The sequence below is a fragment of the Lentzea sp. JNUCC 0626 genome (assembly GCF_043632865.1).
Lineage (GTDB): Bacteria > Actinomycetota > Actinomycetes > Mycobacteriales > Pseudonocardiaceae > Lentzea.
This window is the reverse complement of sequence record NZ_CP171635.1, coordinates 1558333-1577325: the sequence shown is the minus strand read 5'-3', so window position 1 is coordinate 1577325 and position 18993 is coordinate 1558333. Positions and strand designations below refer to the sequence as shown.

The 18993-nt window shown below is 70.8% G+C and carries 16 protein-coding genes and 1 pseudogene; 7 read left to right on the top strand and 10 right to left on the bottom strand.

Annotated elements, in window-relative coordinates; all coding sequences use genetic code 11:
• Positions 1-7 precede the first annotated feature (7 nt).
• Entirely contained in the window at positions 8-2113 is a 2106-nt protein-coding gene (locus JNUCC0626_RS07145) for a 3-hydroxyacyl-CoA dehydrogenase NAD-binding domain-containing protein (protein ID WP_394618868.1), read from the top strand.
• Here JNUCC0626_RS07145 and JNUCC0626_RS07140 read toward each other — a convergent pair.
• Positions 2104-2751, bottom strand: a complete 648-nt coding sequence (locus JNUCC0626_RS07140; RefSeq protein WP_394618867.1) for a TetR/AcrR family transcriptional regulator — start codon at positions 2749-2751, stop codon at positions 2104-2106. The two genes, JNUCC0626_RS07145 and JNUCC0626_RS07140, sit on opposite strands and share 10 nt — an antisense overlap.
• Before the next feature lie 144 nt (positions 2752-2895).
• Between JNUCC0626_RS07140 and JNUCC0626_RS07135 the strand changes: the two genes are divergently transcribed.
• Genes JNUCC0626_RS07135 through JNUCC0626_RS07120 form a run of 4 tightly spaced genes read left to right on the top strand, consistent with a single transcriptional unit; the run spans position 2896 to position 8078 of the window.
• Positions 2896-4125 carry an oxygenase MpaB family protein gene (locus JNUCC0626_RS07135; RefSeq protein ID WP_394618866.1) on the top strand — a complete coding sequence of 410 codons (1230 nt, stop codon included), beginning with the start codon at positions 2896-2898 and terminating at the stop codon, positions 4123-4125.
• Between the two features lie 30 nt (positions 4126-4155).
• The gene (locus JNUCC0626_RS07130; protein WP_394618865.1) at positions 4156-5370 is read left to right on the top strand and encodes an oxygenase MpaB family protein; all 1215 of its coding nucleotides are present in this window, start codon (positions 4156-4158) and stop codon (positions 5368-5370) included.
• Positions 5367-7601 (top strand): molybdopterin cofactor-binding domain-containing protein, encoded by a 2235-nt coding sequence (locus JNUCC0626_RS07125; protein WP_394618864.1) that lies wholly within the window; start codon positions 5367-5369, stop codon positions 7599-7601. Before JNUCC0626_RS07130 ends, JNUCC0626_RS07125 begins: the two co-directional genes overlap by 4 nt.
• 9 nt (positions 7602-7610) lie before the next feature.
• Positions 7611-8078 (top strand): (2Fe-2S)-binding protein, encoded by a 468-nt coding sequence (locus JNUCC0626_RS07120; RefSeq protein ID WP_394618863.1) that lies wholly within the window; start codon positions 7611-7613, stop codon positions 8076-8078.
• A 4-nt stretch (positions 8079-8082) separates the two neighbouring features.
• Here JNUCC0626_RS07120 and JNUCC0626_RS07115 read toward each other — a convergent pair whose 3' ends face one another.
• The gene (locus JNUCC0626_RS07115; RefSeq protein ID WP_394618862.1) at positions 8083-9387 is read right to left on the bottom strand and encodes a protein kinase domain-containing protein; all 1305 of its coding nucleotides are present in this window, start codon (positions 9385-9387) and stop codon (positions 8083-8085) included.
• A gap of 314 nt (positions 9388-9701) precedes the next feature.
• Entirely contained in the window at positions 9702-10220 is a 519-nt protein-coding gene (locus tag JNUCC0626_RS07110) for a winged helix-turn-helix transcriptional regulator (protein WP_394618861.1), read from the bottom strand.
• Between the two features lie 89 nt (positions 10221-10309).
• On the opposite strand from JNUCC0626_RS07110, the gene JNUCC0626_RS07105 reads away from it, so the two are divergent.
• Positions 10310-11083 carry an SGNH/GDSL hydrolase family protein gene (locus tag JNUCC0626_RS07105; protein WP_394618860.1) on the top strand — a complete coding sequence of 258 codons (774 nt, stop codon included), beginning with the start codon at positions 10310-10312 and terminating at the stop codon, positions 11081-11083.
• Positions 11084-11087: 4 nt separating this feature from the next.
• Here the strand turns inward: JNUCC0626_RS07105 and JNUCC0626_RS07100 are convergent, their stop codons facing one another.
• Positions 11088-11906: an SDR family NAD(P)-dependent oxidoreductase gene (locus JNUCC0626_RS07100; RefSeq protein ID WP_394618859.1), complete on the bottom strand. Its 819-nt coding sequence runs from the start codon at positions 11904-11906 to the stop codon at positions 11088-11090.
• An 82-nt stretch (positions 11907-11988) separates the two neighbouring features.
• Between JNUCC0626_RS07100 and JNUCC0626_RS07095 the strand changes: the two genes are divergently transcribed.
• A complete protein-coding gene (locus tag JNUCC0626_RS07095; protein ID WP_394618858.1) occupies positions 11989-12897 on the top strand; it encodes a LysR family transcriptional regulator in 909 nt (302 codons plus the stop codon).
• 27 nt (positions 12898-12924) lie between these two features.
• Here the strand turns inward: JNUCC0626_RS07095 and JNUCC0626_RS07090 are convergent, their stop codons facing one another.
• The 6 genes and pseudogenes from JNUCC0626_RS07090 to JNUCC0626_RS07065 form a co-directional block, all read right to left on the bottom strand.
• The gene (locus tag JNUCC0626_RS07090; protein ID WP_394618857.1) at positions 12925-14589 is read right to left on the bottom strand and encodes an FAD-binding dehydrogenase; all 1665 of its coding nucleotides are present in this window, start codon (positions 14587-14589) and stop codon (positions 12925-12927) included.
• Positions 14586-15221 carry a TetR/AcrR family transcriptional regulator gene (locus tag JNUCC0626_RS07085; protein ID WP_394618856.1) on the bottom strand — a complete coding sequence of 212 codons (636 nt, stop codon included), beginning with the start codon at positions 15219-15221 and terminating at the stop codon, positions 14586-14588. Before JNUCC0626_RS07085 ends, JNUCC0626_RS07090 begins: the two co-directional genes overlap by 4 nt.
• Before the next feature lie 120 nt (positions 15222-15341).
• The gene (locus tag JNUCC0626_RS07080) at positions 15342-16034 is read right to left on the bottom strand and encodes a cold shock domain-containing protein (protein WP_394621986.1); all 693 of its coding nucleotides are present in this window, start codon (positions 16032-16034) and stop codon (positions 15342-15344) included.
• A gap of 30 nt (positions 16035-16064) precedes the next feature.
• Positions 16065-16268 (bottom strand): annotated as a pseudogene (locus JNUCC0626_RS07075) (cold-shock protein); the annotation flags it as partial.
• Between the two features lie 146 nt (positions 16269-16414).
• A complete protein-coding gene (locus JNUCC0626_RS07070; RefSeq protein ID WP_394618855.1) occupies positions 16415-17251 on the bottom strand; it encodes an SAM-dependent methyltransferase in 837 nt (278 codons plus the stop codon).
• A 15-nt stretch (positions 17252-17266) separates the two neighbouring features.
• On the bottom strand, positions 17267-18190 hold the full coding sequence (locus JNUCC0626_RS07065; protein ID WP_394618854.1) for a DUF6461 domain-containing protein: 924 nt from the start codon (positions 18188-18190) through the stop codon (positions 17267-17269).
• Between the last annotated feature and the right edge of the window lie 803 nt (positions 18191-18993).

The window sequence follows — 18993 nt, the reverse complement described above, 5'->3', positions numbered from 1 at the left end:
GAACACCGTGATCCACTGGGAACAGGGCTCCGACGGCGTCGTGGTGCTGACCATGGACGACCCCGACCAGCCCGTCAACACGATGAACCAGTCCTACGTGGACTCGATGGAGACCACCGTCACCCGGCTGGAGGCCGAGCGCGCGACGATCACCGGTGTCGTGCTCACCTCCGCCAAGGCGAGCTTCTTCGCGGGCGGCGACGTCGGTTTCATGAGCAAGGCCGAACCGGAGAACGCCGCCGAGATCAGCGAGGTGTGCCGGGTGCTCAAGTCCCAGCTGCGCCGGCTGGAGACGTTCGGCAGGCCGGTCGCCGCCGCGATGAACGGCAGCGCGCTCGGCGGCGGTTACGAGATCGCGCTCGCCTGCCACCACCGCGTCGCGCTGGACTCCGCGGACAGCCGCATCGGACTGCCGGAGGTCACCCTGGGCCTGCTGCCGGGCTGCGGCGGGGTCAGCCGGACCGTCCGACTCCTCGGGCTCCAGACCGCGCTGATGGACGTGCTGCTGACCGGCACCCGGTACCGCCCGGCGAAAGCACTCACCAAGGGACTGGTCCACGAACTCGCTGACACGCCAGCGGAAATGCTCGCGAAGGCCAGGGAGTGGGTGCTGGCCAACCCGGACGCGAAGCAGCCGTGGGACGTCGCCGGCTACCGGATCCCCGGTGGTGCGCCAACGAACCCGAAGGTCGCGGCGACCCTTCCGGCGTTCCCGGCGAACCTGCGCAAGCAGCTCAAGGGCGCGAACCTGCCCGCACCGCGCAACATCCTTGCCGCCGCCGTCGAGAGCGCGCAGCTCGACTTCGCGTCCGGCGAGAAGGTCGAGACGAGCTACCTCGTCGAGCTGATGACCGGTCAGGTCGCGAAGAACATGATGCAGGCGTTCTTCTACGACCTGCAGCACGTCAACTCCGGCGGCAACCGCCCACTCGGCCACCCGCGGCACGTCACGTACAAGGTCGCCGTGCTGGGCGCGGGCATGATGGGCGCCGGCATCGCCTACTCCTGTGCCAAGGCAGGCATCGACGTCGTGCTCAAGGACGTCTCGCTCGACGCGGCGGAGAAGGGCAGGCAGTACTCCGCGAGGACACCCGAGGCGTTCGCGCGCATCACGCCGACCGCCGACGCCGCCGACCTCGCGGGCTGCGACCTGGTGATCGAGGCGGTGTTCGAGGACCCCGAGGTGAAGCGGAAGGTGTTCGCCGAGATCGAGGACGTCGTCGCGCCGGACGCGGTGCTGGGGTCCAACACGTCGACGTTGCCGATCACGACGCTGGCCGAGGGTGTTCAACGCCCCGAGGACTTCATCGGCCTGCACTTCTTCTCGCCCGTCGACAAGATGCCGTTGCTGGAGATCGTCGTCGGCGCGAAGACCAGCGAGCAGACCATCGCGAAGGCCGTCGACCTCGCCCGGCAGATCGGCAAGACGCCCATCGTCGTCAACGACAGCCGGGGTTTCTTCACCAGCCGCGTGATCGGCCGGTTCATCGACGAGGCGGTGGCGATGCTCGGCGAGGGCCTGCACCCCGCGTCGATCGAGCAGGCCGGGTCCCAGGCGGGCTACCCGGCGCCACCGTTGCGGCTGCTGGACGAACTCACGCTCACGTTGCCGCGCAAGATCCGCGAGGAGACCAGGGCGGCGGTGCTGGCCGAGGGCGGGCAGTGGCACGCGCACGGCGCCGAGGCCGTCGTCGACCGCATGATCGACGAATTCGGCCGGGGCGGAAGGTCGAGCGGCGCGGGCTTCTACTCCTACGCCGACGGGAAGCGCACCGGGCTGTGGCCGGGTCTCCAGGAGCACTTCACCGTGGCAGGGCGCGAGATCCCGTTCGAGGACATGAAGGAGCGGATGCTGTTCGCCGAGTCGCTCGACTCGATCCGGTGCCTGGACGAGGGGGTGCTGCGGTCCGTGCCCGACGCCAACATCGGGTCGATCCTCGGCATCGGCTTCCCGGCCTGGACCGGCGGAGTTCTGCAGTACGTCAACGGCTATCCGGGCGGTCTGCCCGGATTCGTCGCCCGTGCGAGGGAACTGGCCGCCGCGTACGGCGACAGGTTCGACCCGCCGGCCTCACTGGTCGAGAAGGCGGAGAAGGGCGAGCGCTACGAGTGAGGGTCGAGCATCGGCACCAGGTACCGCCGGGCCACCGCGCGTAGCTGCTCGTCGTCGTCGAGGTCGATGACGTGGCTGGGAATGACCAGGAAGGAGGCGGAGATCCGGACCATCATCTCCGCCACCACGTCCACGTCGACGGCCTCGGCGACGGTGCCCGCGTGCTGCTCCCAGCGCAGCCTGCTCGCGACGAACTCCCGCACGGCGGCGAGGGTCCGGCCCTCGTCACCGGTCATCGACGGCACCACCGCGTCCGGTTCGACCTCCATCAGGCCGCCGATGAGCGGGTTGTCGCGGATGGCGCGCAACGAACTCACGAACCCGACCACGACCCGGTCCGCCACGGTCTCGGCGCCCTGGACGTCGACGATGAACTGGTCGAAGTAGCGCCGGAACTCCCGGCGCACCACCTGCTGCACCAACGCGTCCTTGGTGGCGAATCGGCGGTAGACGGTGATCCGCGACAGGCCGGCGAGCTTCGCCACGTCCGCCACGCTCGACCTCTTGATGCCCTTGCGGCGGAACTGCTCGTACGCGGCGTCGAGCAGGCGCGTGGTGACCTCGTCGTCGGAGTCCGCGCCCTCGACCGCGTCGCTGAACGCCAGCTCCAGAACCGAAGGGGCGTCAGGAGAACTCATGGCGACCGACGGTACAGGTTCCACTGCCATTACCCCTGTCGACCTCTGGCGATCATGACCGCTCCCGTGCTCCCATGATACAGAGATACTGAACTTGTTTCATTGTATCAACCCGACATCGAAGTCGAGGAGGACTTCCCTGCGATGGACGGACTCAGCAGGCGGAACATGTTGATCGCGGGCGGCACGCTCGGAGCACTCGGGGCGCTCGGCATGGCCTCTCCCGCGCTGGCGCGAACACCGTGGTCCTGGGAGCCCGCCGGTTCGGTGGCGGGCTCCGGTCCGGGCGCGGACCCGAACTGGGTGTGGGACGACGAAGCCGACCAGCTGCTCGCGGCGGTGATCGACCGCGGCGACGTCCCGAGGATCAACCCGATCCTGCGGACCTGGACCCGCAACGACCAGCCGCTGCCCACCGGCCTTCCGGCCGACGTGCGCGACTTCATGGAACGCGCACGGCAGCTCCCCGTGTGGGCCGACCAGGGCAAGCTCGACGTCGCGGCGCGGTTCAACGTCAGCAGGGGCTTCTACCTCAACCTGCTCAACGGTGTCGGCGGCGGCATGTTGAGCACGGCGATCCCCCGTGAGGCCCGTGCCGTGTACTACTCCAAGGGCGGCGCCGACATGGAGGACCGCGTCGCCAAGACCAGCCGGCTCGGCTTCGCCGTCGGCGACCTCGACGCGTACCGGCCGAGCGGCTCCATCATCGTCGAGTCGGTCAAGACGCGGATGGTGCACGCGGCCGTCCGGCACCTGCTCCCGCAGTCACCCGGCTGGTCCGGCACGAGCGGCGGCCAGACGATCCCGATCAGCCTCGCGGACATGCTCGTCACCTGGCACACGCTGCCGACCTACGCGATGCGCAAGATGCTGGAGTGGCGGGTCCCGATCACCCCGTCCGAGTCCACGGCGTACCTGCACGTGTGGCAGGTGACCGCGCATCTGCTCGGCATCCGCGACGAGTACATCCCCGGCACGTGGGACGCGGCCAACGCGCAGTCGAGGCAACTGCTCGACCCGGTGCTCGGCCCGACGCGTGAAGGCGTGGAGCTGACCGACATCCTGCTGGGCCAGCTCGCCGAGCAGACCAGCCCCGCGAGCATCAGCCGTCCGATGGTGAACGCGCTGGCCCGGTACCTGGTGGGCGACCGGATCGCGGACTGGGACGGCATCTCCCGCGAACCGTTCTGGGACCCGACGATCGCCACGATCTGGCCGAAGCTCGTGGGCTTCCGCGAAAAGCTCATCCCGTTGCCGCTGGTGCCGCAGCTCGCCTGGACCCTCGACGAGGCCGCGCGCCGCTACATCATGTTCTTCCTCACCAAGGGGAAGGAAACGCACATCGAGATCCCCGACACCAACCGGCCTTCCTGAGCACGTGGACTCGACGAGGAGTTCCCTGTCATGAACGAAATCAGCAGGCGCAGCATGTTGGTCGCGGGCGGGACGCTCGGCGCGCTCTGCCTGGCGTCGCCCGCCAGCGCCAAGTCGCTGTGGACGTGGTCCCCCAGCGGATCTCTCGCGGGCTCGGGGACCGGCACCGACCCGAACTGGGTGTGGGACGACGAGGCGGACGCGCTGCTCGCGTCGGTGATCGACCGCGGCGACACCCCGCGCGTCAACCAGGCGTTGCGCGCGTGGACCCGCAACGACCAGCCGGTGCCCGCCGGGATGCCGTCGGACGTGCGCGACTTCATCGAGCACGCACGCCAACTGCCCACCTGGGCCGACCCGCGCAAGCTCGACGCCGCTGCACAGTTCAACCGCACCAAGGGCATCTACGTCGGTGTCCTCTATGGACTCGGCAGCGGCCTGATGAGCACGGCCATTCCCAAGGAGGCCCGTGCCGTCTACTACTCCAAGGGCGGCGCGGACATGAAGGACCGCGTGGCCAAGACCGCGAAGCTCGGTTACGACGTCGGTGACCTGGACGCCTACCAGCCGCAGGGCGAGATGATCGTGACCGCGGTGAAGACCCGCATGGTGCACGCGGCCGTGCGGCACCTGCTGCCCCAGTCACCCGGCTGGTCGGGCGGGAGCGGCGGCCAGACGATCCCGATCAGCCTGGCGGACATGCTCGTCACGTGGCACAGCCTGCCGACGTTCGTGATGCGCAAGATGCTGGAGTGGGGCGTCCGGATCAGTCCGGCCGACTCAGCCGCCTACCTGCACGTGTGGCAGGTGACCGCGCACATGCTCGGCATCCGCGACGAGTACATCCCGGCGACGTGGGCCGCCGCCAACGAGCAGTCGCGGCAACTGCTCGACCCGACACTGGGTCCCACTCGGGAAGGGGTGGCGCTCGCGAACGACCTGCTCGACATCGTGGCGGAGGTCGACGGCGGCCTGACCCGGCCGATGATCAGCGCGTTCTCCCGGTACACGGTCGGCGATCGCGTCGGCAACTGGATCGGCCTGAGCCGTGAGCCGTTCTGGGAGGCGTTGATCGGCGCCGCGTGGCCGAGGCTGGTGGCGTTCCGCGAGCACCTGATCCCGTTGCCGCTCATCCCGGAGGCCGCCTGGACGCTCGAGGAGGTCATCCGCCGGTTCGTGCTGCTGTTCTTCGCCGAGGGACGGCGCATCTCCATCGAGATCCCCGACATGAACCGGCCCTCGTGAGGCGACGTCACTTCCTCGGATACGTGCTGGCGGCACCGACGCTGGTCACCGCGGCCAGGTTCGGGTCCGGCGAGGAGGAGATCCCCTCGCCGGACCTCACCCGGCTGGTCGACCTCAACGACGTGATGACCGCGGCGGCACTGCCGACGTCCGGCCTCATCACCGTCGAGGTCGGCGCCGACGGCACCGTGTCGTTCGCACTGCCGCGGGCCGAGGTCGGCCAGGGCATCACCACCTCGACGGCCATGCTCATCGCCGAGGAGCTGGACGTGTCACCGGACCGCGTCCGCGTCTCGCTGGCCGATGCCCGCCCCGAACTGCTGTTCAACCAGCTCACCGGCGCCTCGAACACGACCATCTCCACCTACACCCCGATTCGCGTCGCCGCCGCGACCGCACGGTTCCGCCTGCTGGAGGCCGCCGCGGCCGAGCTCGGCACCCGAGAACTGGTGCTGGCGAACGGGATCGTCACCGGTGCCGGCCGCAGCATCGGCATCGGCGCGCTGGCGGGAAGAGCCGCCAGCGCGCGACCGCAGCAGGTCGCCGTGACGTTGAAGGCACGGGAGAACTGCACCGTCATCGGCAAGCCGCACAACCGCGTGGACGCACTGGCGGCGGTCACCGGGCGCAAGAAGTTCACCATGGACCTCGCCGTGCCCGGAGCGCTGCCGACGATGCTCTGCCGGCCACCGACGATCAACGGCAGGGTCGGCTCGGTCCTCAACCTCGCCGAGGTCCGCGCGCTGCCGGGCGTCACCGACGTCGTCACCGTCTCGACCGGGGTGGCGGTGCGAGCGTCGACGTTCGGACAGTGCATCGACGCCGTGCGCGCACTGCGGGTGTCGTGGAAACCCGGGACGGCCGAAGGAAAATCCGACGACACCGTGCTGGCGGAACTCCGCGCGGCCGAACTCCCGCTCGGCCCGCCACCCTTTACTCCCACCGTGGAAGGCAGGTTCACCTTCCACTTCCGCGGCAACAGCGCCCTGGAACCCAACTGCGCCATCGCCGACGTGCGCCCCGGCCGGGCGGAGATCTGGTCGTCGCTGAAGGCACCGATCGTCGCCCAGAAACTGATCGCCGCCCGGCTCGGCCTGCCACCGGGCGCGGTCACCGTGCACGTGACGGAGGGCGGCGGTTCGTTCGGGCGCAAGCTCTTCTTCGACGCGGCGCTGGAGGCCGCCGAGGTCTCGCAGAAGGTCGGCAAGCCCGTCAAACTCCTGTGGCACCGCGCCGACGACACGCGCCAGGGCCGCACGCACCCGATGGCGACCTCACGAGTCCGCGTGTCCTATGTGGGCAACACCGTGCTCAGCTACGCCCAACGGCACACCGGCGTCAGCACCGACCTCGGTCACGGACTGGGCGAGCTGTTCACGGCCATGGCCGCGCGACTGCCGGTCGGGGACATCGGCTTCTCCCAGACGTTCTTCCACCTCTCCCAGTCCATGCCCTACAACTTCGGCGCCGCCACCCACCTGCTCGCCGAGACGGACAAGGGCTTCAACACCGGCAGCATGCGCAACGTCTACTCCCCCGACGTCGTCTGCGCTCGCGAACTGATCGTCGACAGGCTGGCCGCCCGGCTGAACCAGGACCCTCTCCGGTTCCGCCTCGGCTTCCTGCGCGACGACCGGGCGCGTGCGGTGCTGACGAAGGTCGCCACCGAAGGCGGCTGGGGCCGTGCCATGCCCGCCGGCACTGCCCAGGGCATCGCGTTCCACGGCGAGTACCACGCCTTCTCCGCGGTGCTCGTGGAGATCGACTGCCGGCCGGAGACCGTGCGGCGCCCGATCCGCGACGGCGTGACCGGACCCCGCGTCACCAAGGCGTTCGTCGCCGTGGACGTCGGCCTGACGGTGAACCCGCGCGGCCTGGAAGCCCAGATGATGGGCGCACTGATGGACGGCATCGCGCAGACGCTCACCTCGAGCCTGCACCTGCGCGACGGCCACTTCCTGGAAGCCAGCTGGGACAACTACTTCTACACCCGCCAGTGGAACACACCGCCGGTGGTGCGGATCTTCGTCATGCCGTCCACAACGGACAGACCGGGCGGTGCCGGCGAACTGGGCGTGGCCGCGTCGATGGCCGCCGTCGCCTGCGCCTACGGCCGGGCCACGGGCACCACGCCGACCACCTTCCCGATCAACCACGCCACCCTGTCCTTCACCCCCAAGCCGACCGTGCCACCGATCCCGCAGTCCCCCACCGACGGCCTCGTGAGGTAGGAGAACCCGTTGCCAGCACACACCTTCCGCCTCAACGGCGAACAGGTCACCGTCACCGCACCCGACGACGTGCGACTGCTGTGGGTCCTGCGCGACCTCCTGGGCGTCACCGGCCCGAAGTACGGCTGCGGCATCAACGTGTGCAAGGCGTGCACCAGCCACCTCAACGGCCAGGCCGTCAGCCCCTGCTCCATCCCCGTCGGCGACCTGGTGCCGGACGACGAGGTGACCACCATCGAAGGACTCGCCGGCACCGACCTGCACCCGATGCAACGGGCGTGGCTCGAGCACGACGTGGCGCAGTGCGGCTACTGCCAGCCGGGCCAGATCATGGCCGCGGTCGCCCTGGTCCGCGCGGTGGCGGCCGAGGGGCGTTCGATCACGGACGCCGACCTCGACGGCATCCGCAACATCTGCCGGTGCGGCACCTACCCGCGGATCCGCGACGCGATCAGGGCCGGAGCCGCGGAGATGTGACGTTTCAGGTGCCGCTGGAGCAGGTCACGGCCGGGCGATCAGGTTCGGGACCGGCGGAGACGAACCCGAACGAGGTGGTTCCCCCGGCAGCGAGCACTGCGTTGTAGCCGGCGTTGGTGACGGTCACCGCGGTCGCGTTCTGGGTCAGGGTGCCGTTCCACAGGTTGCCGATGGTGTGGCCCGCGGCCTGCTGCCACGTGATGGTCCAGCCGGTCAGGCCGTCTGCGCTGGTGTTGCCCACGGTCACCTCGACCTGGTAGCCGCCCGGCCACGAGTTGGTCACCTCGTAGCGGGCAACGCAGGCGGTCGCGGCCGTTGTCGTCGTCGTGGTGTTGGTCTGGGCGCTGCTGCTGGGCCGATCGCCCTGCACGACGGTGCCGATCACCACACCGGCGGCGACCAGGACGGCCGCACCGGCGACCATCGCGATCACCCGGCGTGGCAGGTGGCGGCGGACGCGCAGCATCCGCGTCCCGCTCTTCGGTGGCCCGGCGGGCAGCGGCAGTCCCTCCGCGACCGCCGCGAGCAGCTTGTGGGCCTCGGCCATCGTCGGGCGCTGGGCCACGTCACGACGCAGGAGGCGCTGAAGCACCTCGCTGAGCGGGCCACCTACCCGTGGCGGCTCGAACTCTCCCCGGACCACGCGCTGCAGCAGCGCGTAGGGGTTGTCGTCCACACCGAACGGCGGCGTGCCCTCCAGCGCCGTGTAGAGGGTCGCGCCGAGGGAGAACACGTCCGAGGCGAACGTCGCCGGCTCACCCGCCGCCACCTCCGGCGCCAGGAAGGCAGGCGTGCCGACGATCAGGCGGGCGTCGGTCACCGTGCCCTCGCCGACCGCGCGGGCGATGCCGAAGTCGGTGATCTTCGCGATGCCGTCCTCGGCCAGCAGGACGTTGGACGTCGAGACGTCCCGGTGCACGATGCCCTCCGCGTGCGCCGCCGCCAGTGCGGCGGCGACCTGCCTGCCCACGGCCGCGACCACGCCCGGCGCCAGCGCGCCTCGTTCGGCGATCAGCGCCGCGAGGCTGCGGGACGGCAGGTGCTCCAGCACCAGACAGGGCTTGCCGTCGTGCTCGACGACCTCGTACACGCTGATCGCGTGCGGGTGCCGCAACCGACCGGCGACCCGGCCCTCGCGCAACATCTGCGCCACCGCGTCCGGGGACCGCCGGTCCGTGGTGAGCAGCTTGACCGCGACCATGCGATCCAGCTGCTCGTCGCGGGCCTGCCAGACCACCCCCATGGATCCTCGCCCGATCGACGAGACCAGCCGGTACCGCCCGGCGATGACCTCACCCTCTTCTGGCACGGGCTGACGCTACTGGGCGGAGCCGTCCATCGGCCACCTTCGACTTCGCGCGAGCCGAGTTCTCCGTCGGGTCTCCGCTGCCACGAGATCCCGCTCCAGCCGGGCCCACCTGCGGTGCCGCACACCGGAGTCAGTCGCCGACGTGCACGTGGGAAGTTCGAACCGCTGGGACCGTCCGGTCGGTGCCGTGTGTGAGTCGGCTGGATGCGCTGGGCGGCAGAACCGCTTGGGCATTCAATTTGGTCAACACTGAAGCAATAGCGATCTTTGTGCACCAGATTCATGGCACGTGGCTGCTGCGCCGAGTCGAGCTCTCAGTCGACGCGGTGTCTCGCGCCGGGGCCGGGGGCAGCCTGGATGTCGCCGAGGCTATCCACGAGGTGGTCGTGAGCGCAGCGCACCTCGGTTCGGATCGGTGCGCCGCAGCCGCGGTGGGCGAGCACGACGGTCGGGCCGCCGGGGGCCGGAAGCCAGCGGTCGGACCAGGTCAGCAGGCTGATGATCGCGGTGGCCAGGTCCCGGCCCTTGTCGGTGAGGCGGTACTCGTGGCGGCCGCGTGATCCGGTGTCGTGGTAGGCGACCTTGGTCAGGATGCCCTGGTCGGTCAGGTCGCGCAGGCGTGCGGACAGCACACCCGGCGTCAGGCCGGTGTGGCGGCGGAAGTCGTCGAAGCGCCGGGTGCCGTAGAACGCCTCCCGCACGACCTGCCCGGCGCTGCGCGGCACGAGCACGTCGAGCGCTCGTTGGACCGCGTCCGGTTCCAGGAGCCACGCGTCGCGGTTCCACGGCGGGTCCGCGTCCTCGGTCGGATCGTGCGCGCGGCGCTGCTGCATGCGCGCACTGTGTCACACGGCCGGACGGCCGGCGTCCGCGAGAACCGCTGTCGTGCGACGTGCCGAGGGGTTCGGCTACCGTGCTGGATATGGTTTACGGTACTCAGCCGGTGCGGCGGTTCGTGGCGCTCGGCGACAGCCTCACCGAAGGGGTCGGCGACCCCCGGCTCGACGGCACGCTGCGCGGCTGGGCCGACGTCCTGGCCGGCGAGCTCGATCACGCGTGGCCCGGACTGCGCTACGACAACCTTGCCGTGCGCGGATGGCACGCCCAGCACGTGCTGGAGCACCAGCTCGAGCAGGCGTTGCGGCTCAAACCCGATCTGGCCAGCGTCATGGTCGGCGCCAACGACGCCTTCGACCGGCACGGGTTCGACGGCGCCGAGGTGGGCCGCGTGCTGCGGCGGACGGTGGCGGCCCTGTGCGACACCGGCACCCGCGTGGTCATGGCGACCCTGCCGGACATCACCCGCCGCTGGCCGGGACCCGCACGCCTGCACCAGGCGACGCGCTCGCGGTTCGAGGTGGTCAACGACCACGTGCGCACGATCGCGGCCGAGCACGACGCGATCATGCACGATCTGTGGCACGACGAACGCACTCACGCGCCGCGCATGTGGTCGATCGACCGCGTCCACCCCGGCACGCACGGGCACGCCGGCATCGCCCACAGCTTCGCCGAACTCATCCTCGGCCGGGCTCGTTCCCCCTGGACGCCGACGGGCCCGGCGGTGACCGCGACGCAACGGCTCGCCGAGATCCGCTCGCTCTACACGATCCTGCGGGCCGATCGCGGCCAACCGCTGCCCACTCAACTCCCTCGGGGACCGTGGGTCCTCGGCGACGCGGGAACACACCGCTGAGCGATCAGCGACCGTCCGGTGTGCCGAACGCCGCGAGCGACACGGGTTGCCAGCAGCGCCAGGTCCGCAGCCGGTCCTCGTAGATCTCCTCGATGGCCGGGAAGAGCCGCCCCAGGATCAGCCGGCGCGGCGGCTGATCCGCGTCGACGAGGGCGAGGACGGCGGGCACCGTAGCGGCGGCCTCGCCGACCTCGAACTCCACGGAGGTCTCCGCACGACGCTGCGCGTAGTCGGGCAACCGGTCGCTGTGGCGAGATCCGCGGTCGAGCCAGTCGGTCGCGTACGGACCGGGCTCGACGCACGTGACGTGGATCCCGAACCCCGCCACCTCCTGCCACAACGACTCGGAAAGGCCTTCGAGCGCCCACTTGGACGCGTGGTAGGCGCCGATACCGGGATAGGCGCGGACGCCGCCCTCGCTGGTCACCTGCAGGAGGTGGCCCGCTCCCTGGCGGCGCAGCACGGGCAGGACGGCCTGCGTGACCCAGACCGCGCCGAAGAAGTTGGTCTCCATCTGCCGGCGCAGTTCCCGTTCCGCGAGTTCCTCGACCATGCCGAAGTGGCCGTAGCCCGCGTTGTTGACGACGACGTCGATGCGCCCGAACCGGCGGACCGCGTCGTCGACCGCGGCGAAGACCCCCTCGCGGTCGGTGACGTCGAGCTCCAGCGTCAGCACGGTGTCGGGGAAGCGTTCCCGGAGACCTTCGAGGGCCTGGAGGTTGCGGGCGGTGGCGACGACGCGGTCGCCGCGCTCCAGCGCCGCTTCCGCCCAGAGACGGCCGAAGCCGGTCGAAGTGCCGGTGACGAACCAAACTTTGCTCATGAACCCAGTCTGATCCGGCGACCGCCATTCCACTAAGGAAGCTTTGTCAGATCAGCTATTCCAGGATGGCATGATTGGGAGCATGGGCCTGGACGTTCATCCTCAGCTGTTGCGGGCACTGCGGGCGGTCGTCGAGACCGGGTCGCTCACCGCCGCGTCGGAACGGCTGGGGTTCACGCAGTCGGCGTTGTCGAAGCAGATCGCGACGCTCGAAGCGACTGCGGGAGTGCGCCTGTTCGAGCGGGTCTCGCGCGGCGTCGTGCCCACCGCGGCCGGCGCCCGGCTGGCGGTGCGGGCGGCCGCGATCCTGGACCAGTACGAGGTCGCGGAACGCGAACTGGAGGACGCGCCGGTGCCGCTCGGCGGCCGGATCGCCCTCGGCGGCTTCCCCACCACGGCCCTGCGCCTGGTGCCCCGCGCGATCGCCCGCGTCCGCGCCGACCACCCGTCCGTCGAGGTCGAGTTCCTGGAGTCCTCGACACCGGTGCAGATCCGCCGGCTGCGGGCCGGGCGGCTGGACCTGGCGATCCTGGCCTCCGGCAAAGACCTGCCCGACTGGGATCTCACCGGCGTCGAGGTCGACCCGCTGCCGTCCGGCGCGCTGCTGCTCGCGGTGGGACGGCAGCACCGCCTCGCCGGTGCCCGGCGCGTACCGGTGACGGAACTCGCGCGGGAGGGGTGGGTCGTCGGCACGGGAGCCCGCGGCGAACCGCAGTTCGGCGCGTGGCCGACCGTGCCGCACCCTCGGGTGGTGGCCGCGCTCGGCGACTGGTCGGCGCGCTTCGGGTTCGTCGCGGCGGGCCTGGGGATCACGACCATTCCGAGTCTCGCCGCCGCGTCCCTGCCGGACGGCATCGTGTGCGTGGAGGTCCACGACCCGGACTGGGTGGGCCGCGCGATGAGCCTCGCCTGGGTCGGTGGGCTCACCGGGCCGGCGAAGGCGGTTCGCACCGCCCTCGTCGAACAGGCGTGCCTGATCGCCGAGCGTTGAGTACGCGATGCGGCAACGGTTTCAGGCTCAGCCGAGCTCCTTCGCGAGTGCCATTCCCGCCGCACGCCCGGAGAAGATGCACCCACCGAGGAACGTGCCTTCCAGCGCGTTGTAGCCGTGCACTCCCCCGCCGCCGAACCCGGCGACCTCGCCCGCCGCGTAGAGCCCCGGCAGCACGCTGCCGTCCGGGCGCATCACCTGCGAGTCGAGGTTCGTCTCCACTCCACCGAGTGTCTTGCGCGTGAGCACGTTCAGGCGAACCGCGATCAACGGCCCGTGCGCCGGGTCGAGGATCCGGTGCGGCTTCGCCACGCGGGAGAGCCGGTCGGCGCGGTACCGGCGAGCGTGTTCGATCGCCATGATCTGCAGGTCCTTGCCGTTCCCCGAGGCGACGCCGAGATCGCGGGCGCGGATCTGCCGTTCGAGGTCGGCGTGCTCGATCTGCGGGCCTCGCGCGATCTTGTTCATCCCGTCCACGAGTTCGCGCAGGGTGTTCGCGACGACGAAGTCCACGCCGTGCTGCTTGAACGCCTCGACAGGTCCCGGCGCACCCTTGGTGAGCCTGCTCTTGAGGGCGTCCGGGATGCTCTTGCCGGTGATGTCGGGGTTCTGCTCGGAACCGGAGAGCGCGAACTCCTTCTCGATGATCGACTGGGTCAGCACCATCCACGAGTAGTCGTACCCGCTGGCGAGCAACGCCTTCATGGCGCCGTTGGTGTCGAAGCCCGGGAAGTTCGGCGCGGGCAACCGTGTGCCGGTCGCGTCGAACCACATCGACGACGGCCCCGGGATGATGCGGATCGCGTGGTTCGGCCAGATCGGGTCCCAGTTGTGGACGCCCTCGGTGTAGTGCCACATGCGGTCGCTGTTGACCAGGCTGGCGCCCGCCTTCTCGCTGATCTCCAGCATGCGTCCGTCCACGTGCGCGGGCACACCCGCGATCATCGTCTCCGGGCACGGACCGAAGCGGTCCACCGGCCAGTTCCTGCGGACCAGCTCGTGGTTGTGGCCGATGCCCCCGGTCGTGACGACGACCGCCTTGGCTCGCGACTCGAACTCTCCCGCCGCCGTGCGGGACGAAGCACGGCCTCGCTCCACATCGGACGGTTCCAGCACCGTGCCCCGGACGCCGACGACCGCGCCGTCCTCGACCAGGAGCTCGTCGACCTGGTGCCGGAAGGCGAACGTGACGAGCCCGGCGCGTTCGGCGGCCAGCACGGGCTCCGCGAAGACGCGCACCACCTCGGGCCCCGTGCCCCAGGTCAGGTGGAAGCGCGGCACGGAGTTGCCGTGCCCGTCAGCGCTGCCGTCACCGCGTTCGGCCCATCCGACGATCGGCACCACGCGCAGCCCGAGGTCGTGCAGGTACTGGCGCTTCTTCGTCGCGGCGAACTCGACGTACGCCTTCGCCCACTGCCGCGGCCAGTGGTCCTCGCGCTCGCGGTCGAAGCCCGCGCTCCCGAGCCAGTCCTGCAGCGCCAGCTCGTAGCTGTCCTTGATCCCCATCCGGCGCTGCTCCGGCGAGTCGACGAGGAAGAGCCCGCCGAGCGACCAGAAGGCCTGCCCGCCCAGGTTGTTCCGGTTCTCCTGGTCCAGGACGAGAACCCGCTTGCCGGCCTTGGTCAGCTCGTAGGTCGCGACCAGCCCGGCAAGGCCGGCACCGACCACGATCACGTCGTGCTGAGCGGTCATTCGGAGTCTCCTGTCGATTCGGCGGTGTAGGCGAACACGACCCGTTCGAACAGGTCGAGCCGCCGAAGTCGCGGCCGTGGATCATCGGGTTCGGTCAGGCACTGCAGGGAGGTCCCGTCGTGCACCGCGACCAGTGCCAGCGCGAGAGCCTGGGGATCCTCGGCCCGCCGCCCCGCGCCGCGCAGGAACGACTGCAGCACGGACGCGAGCGTGGCGACGATGGCTTCCTCGCGTGCCGCCATCACCCGCCGCAGCGCCGGATCGCGCAACGCGTGCGCGGAGAACTCGGCCGTCACCCGGTACCAGGCGTCGTCCAGGCCGACGGCCTGGTCCATGAGCTCGACCACCTGCCGCACCGAGCGCACTGCACCGAGGTCGACGGCGGCGAGGACCTCGTGCAGGTCGGCGAGGAGCACCTGGGAACGGTCCTCCCACATCGAGAGGAACAGCTCGTCGAGCGAGTCGAAGTTGGAGTAGAAGGCACCCCGTGTGAACCCGGCCGCGGCGCACACCTGCTCCACGGTCACGACGCCGAACCCGCGTTCGGCGAACTCCTCCAGCGCCGCCTGGTGCAGCCGCCGCCGCGTCTCCACCCTGCGCTTGGTCAGCCGTTTGGGCTCGGTGCCGGTCACTCTCGTCTCCGATCGCGGATACAAGAATGTATCGGATACACCGATGTATCGAAAGAGGTCCTCCGCCGAGCGGTCGAGGCGCTGTCCCGACCGCTTCGAGGCGTGACCGTCCTGGAGGGGTCAGGCGCGCTCGACGGCGTCGGCCTGCGGGCCCCGGTCGCTCTGCCGGATGCGGAAGCGCACCCGATCGCCGGCCTCCAACGGCTCGCCGGAGACCACCGAGACGTGCACGAAGAGGTCGGGTCCGCCCGCGTCGGGGGTGATGAAGCCGAAGCCGCGGTCGCCGTCGTAGCGGGCCACCGTGCCGTTGCCGGCGCGAGCCGCCGGACGGGCCGGACCGGGAGCCGCAGCGGCCTCCACCGGCTCGCCGCCGGCCACGAACCGCACGTCGCGCGCCTGACGCCCCTGGTCCGCGCTGACCGTGGTGAACGAGACCCGGTCGCCCTCGGCCGGCAGGTACGCCTCGTCGACCAGGGCGCGCACGTGCAGGAAGACGTCACCCACCCCGTCGTCGGCGGCCACGAAGCCGAACGCCTTCTCCTCGTCGAACCACAGAACGGAGCCGTCGGCACCGTCCCCGGCCGCGACCACGGGCCCCCTGCGAACCCCGGCGTCGAAGCTCAACGGCACCAGGTGCTGGGCCTGCGGCCCCTTCTCCCCGGCGACGACGACGAAGGCCACCCGCTGCCCTGCTGCGAGGACGCCCCCGGTGACGATGGCGGACGAGTGCACGAACACCTCCGCACCCCCGCCGTCCGGCGCGGCGAACCCGTACCCCTTGGCCGGCTCGTACCAGGAGACGGTGGCGAGCACCCCCAGAGCCGCGTCGGGCGCGACATCGCCGGTGACGGCGACGTGCAGCGCCTGCGGACCACGGGGCCCCTCACCGGTCTCGAACTCCACCGTCTGCCCCTCGCGCAGCGCCCGCGCCGCACCCTCACCCTGCACCTGCGAGACGTGCACGAAGATGTCGGCGCTGCCGTCGTCGGGGGCGAGGAAGCCGAAGCCGCGCTCGAGGTCGTACCAGCGGACGGTTCCCTGCTGCACAGTGCACTCCTGGTCTCACGGTTGATCGAGGGTCCAGTGTCCCAGGCGCCGGGGGTGAGTCCTGACCCCGGCGCGCGGTGCTCGTCGTAGTGCGTTCGGCAGGCCGTGAGCGGCTTCAGAGCATGTCGAGGTGGAGTGGCGGCCCGTCACTTTCCGGCGGCCCTGGTCGCGGCGGCGAGCCACGCCGCGGGCACCGCTGCGACGGACCGGCCGTGGCCGATCGCGGGATCCACGCCCTCGTGGACGCTCGCCTCCCACCCGGCGGCGCCGAGCCAGTCCCCGATGTCGTCCCGCGCCGCCGTGAAGACCACCCCGTGCTTGCCCAGCCCTTCGCGCACCTCGGCACCCTGCTCGTCGAGCATCGACACCTGCAGGTGTTCGAGGAACAGGTGACTGCCGGGAGCCGACAGCGCGGTCACCTCGGCCAGCAGCGCGTCGCCCTCCGCCGGCGTGAGGTACATCAGCACGCCCTCGACGAGCCACGCGGTCGGCTGGTCCTCGTCGAACCCGGCCGCGCGCAACGGTTCTGTCCAGTCCGCGGCGAGGTCGGCGGCCACCCCGACGCGCTCGCAGACCGGTGTCAGGCAGGAGCGCGCGACCACGGCGCTCTTGAACTCGGTCATGCCCGGCAGGTCGAGCTCGAACCAGCGGGTGCCGGGTGGGCACGGCAGGCGCGTCGTGCGTCCGTCGATGCCCGCGGCGAGGGTCACGACCTGGCGCACGCCGCCGGCCAGTGCCTCGGTGATCCGGTCGTCGAAGAACCGGGTGCGCACCACGTGGTACGCGGGGAAACCGCTCGACGTGACGCTCATCTGGGCGATGAACGCCTCCAGCGCCGGGTGACCTTCCAGTTCGGCGACGAGGTGGCCGGCCAGCGGGTCGACGAAGAGCGGGTGCGGGTGCGAGGCCTCGACGTGCCGGACCCAGGCGGTGTAGAGGGCGGTGTGACTCAGTCCGTCGGCGGGGATCTTCAGGTCCGGCATCGGGTTCTCCCTCGGTCAGGCCAGGTCGGCGCGGAACGTGGCGGCCAGCGCCCTGGTCAGCTGGCCGAAGCGGTAGCCGCGGGCGCGTTGCTCGTCGGTCATGCGGCTGCGGTCGAGGTTGAGCGACCAGCTCGCCCGCCGTGCCAGCGCCGACCACTCGCGCACGTGCCGGCCCAGGTCGCTGTCCTGGGTGACGACCACGGGCGCGGCAGCGAGGGCGGCGGCGAGACCGGGGGTGGCGGCCACGTCCAGTTCGGCGACGAGCCGGGCGGCCTCGGCGTGGGCGTCCTCGACGTGCGCCGGCGTGCTGCGGCTGAACCAGCTGTCGACGTGCATGCTCGGCAGGGAGGCGCTGACCTGCTCGAACGTGGGCGCAGCGCCGACGACCCGACCGGCCAGCGCCATGCCGCGGGCCACAGCACCCTCGTAGCGGTACCGCCAGCTCTCGTCGTCCTCGTCATCGGAGTCGTCCTCGTCGTCCGGGTCGAAGCCCGCCGCGCGGATCAGTGGGAGCAGCCGGTCCGGATCCGAGCCGCCACGGCTCTCGGGGTAGTTGAGGTTGAAGTGGGTGGTGACGGTGCCGTCGACCGCGTGGCCGAAGCTCGGCGACGCGTAGTCGTGCCGCACGAGGGCGACCGCCTCGGTGCCGCGTGAGAGCGCATCCACCAGGTGTCCCAGCGTGTAACTGGTCGGTTGGACCAGGACCGTCCACTCGCCCAGCGCGAACGCCGAGGCCACCTCGGGATAGCCGTCGTCGAACGTCAGGGTCGCCGCGATCTCCGCGGGCGTTCGGTGCGCCAGGGTGTCTTCCAGGCCGCCGATGCGGCGCAACGCGTCGAGGGGTTCGACGCCGCGCACGAACGCGAGCGAGAAGATCTCACCGAGAAACGCGGGATCGCCGTGCCCGGCGTCGGCCCAGGCCAGGTCTGGCTCTGCCAAGAGGTCCCCCAAGAATGGTCGCGGAACCGTCACCCGCGTGGTCCGTTCAAGGTCAATTGGTAGCGCGTCCGAGGTGAGACTGTCGAGCCGTGTCCGACGCTCGGGGTGCCGCGCCGCAAGTCCTGAGTGAGGAGATCTGCGGATGCCCCCGCGGCGGCTTTCGGTGCGAGAGTGGCCGGGTGCGGTGGTCGTCGCCGTGTTGGCGGGGACGAGCGGGAGCGCCGCCGTGGCGCTCCTCGCCGTGGTGGTGTTCGTGGCACTGCTGACCTTCGTGGCCCAGGTGGCGCCCGAGGAGTCGCGGTTCGGCCTCAGTGAGTCGGTGGTGCGGTGGGTGCCCGCGAGCACCCTGCTCTTCGCGCTGGTGGCGGGTGCGCTGCTGCGCCGGTGGTACCTGGCGCTCGGGTCCGTGGTCGGGCTGACCGTCTTCGGCCTGGTGCTGCTGCACGCGCTCGCCGCCACGTTGCCGTCCGAAGTGGACCGGCGAGTGCTGGAGAACCGGCTCGAACCGCTGCTCGTCGCTTCCGTGCCTGGCTACGGCGTGGTGTCGAACCAGCTGTCGTGGCAACTGATACCGCTCGGCGTGGATCCCAACGTCATCCCGCCGTCGCCGTTCGTGCAGCTCTACACGGAGGACGACGCGCCGGACTGCCAGGTCGACCTGTACCAGACGCGGTATCCGGCCGGTCCGCCCTGCGAGGTCGAGCGGCCCGGCCTGTTCTTCGTGCAGGGCCAGGACAGCAACGCCTACGCTCACCGGGTCGACGGGCGGCGGCTGGTCCTCGTCGCCCCGAAGTCGTTCGACC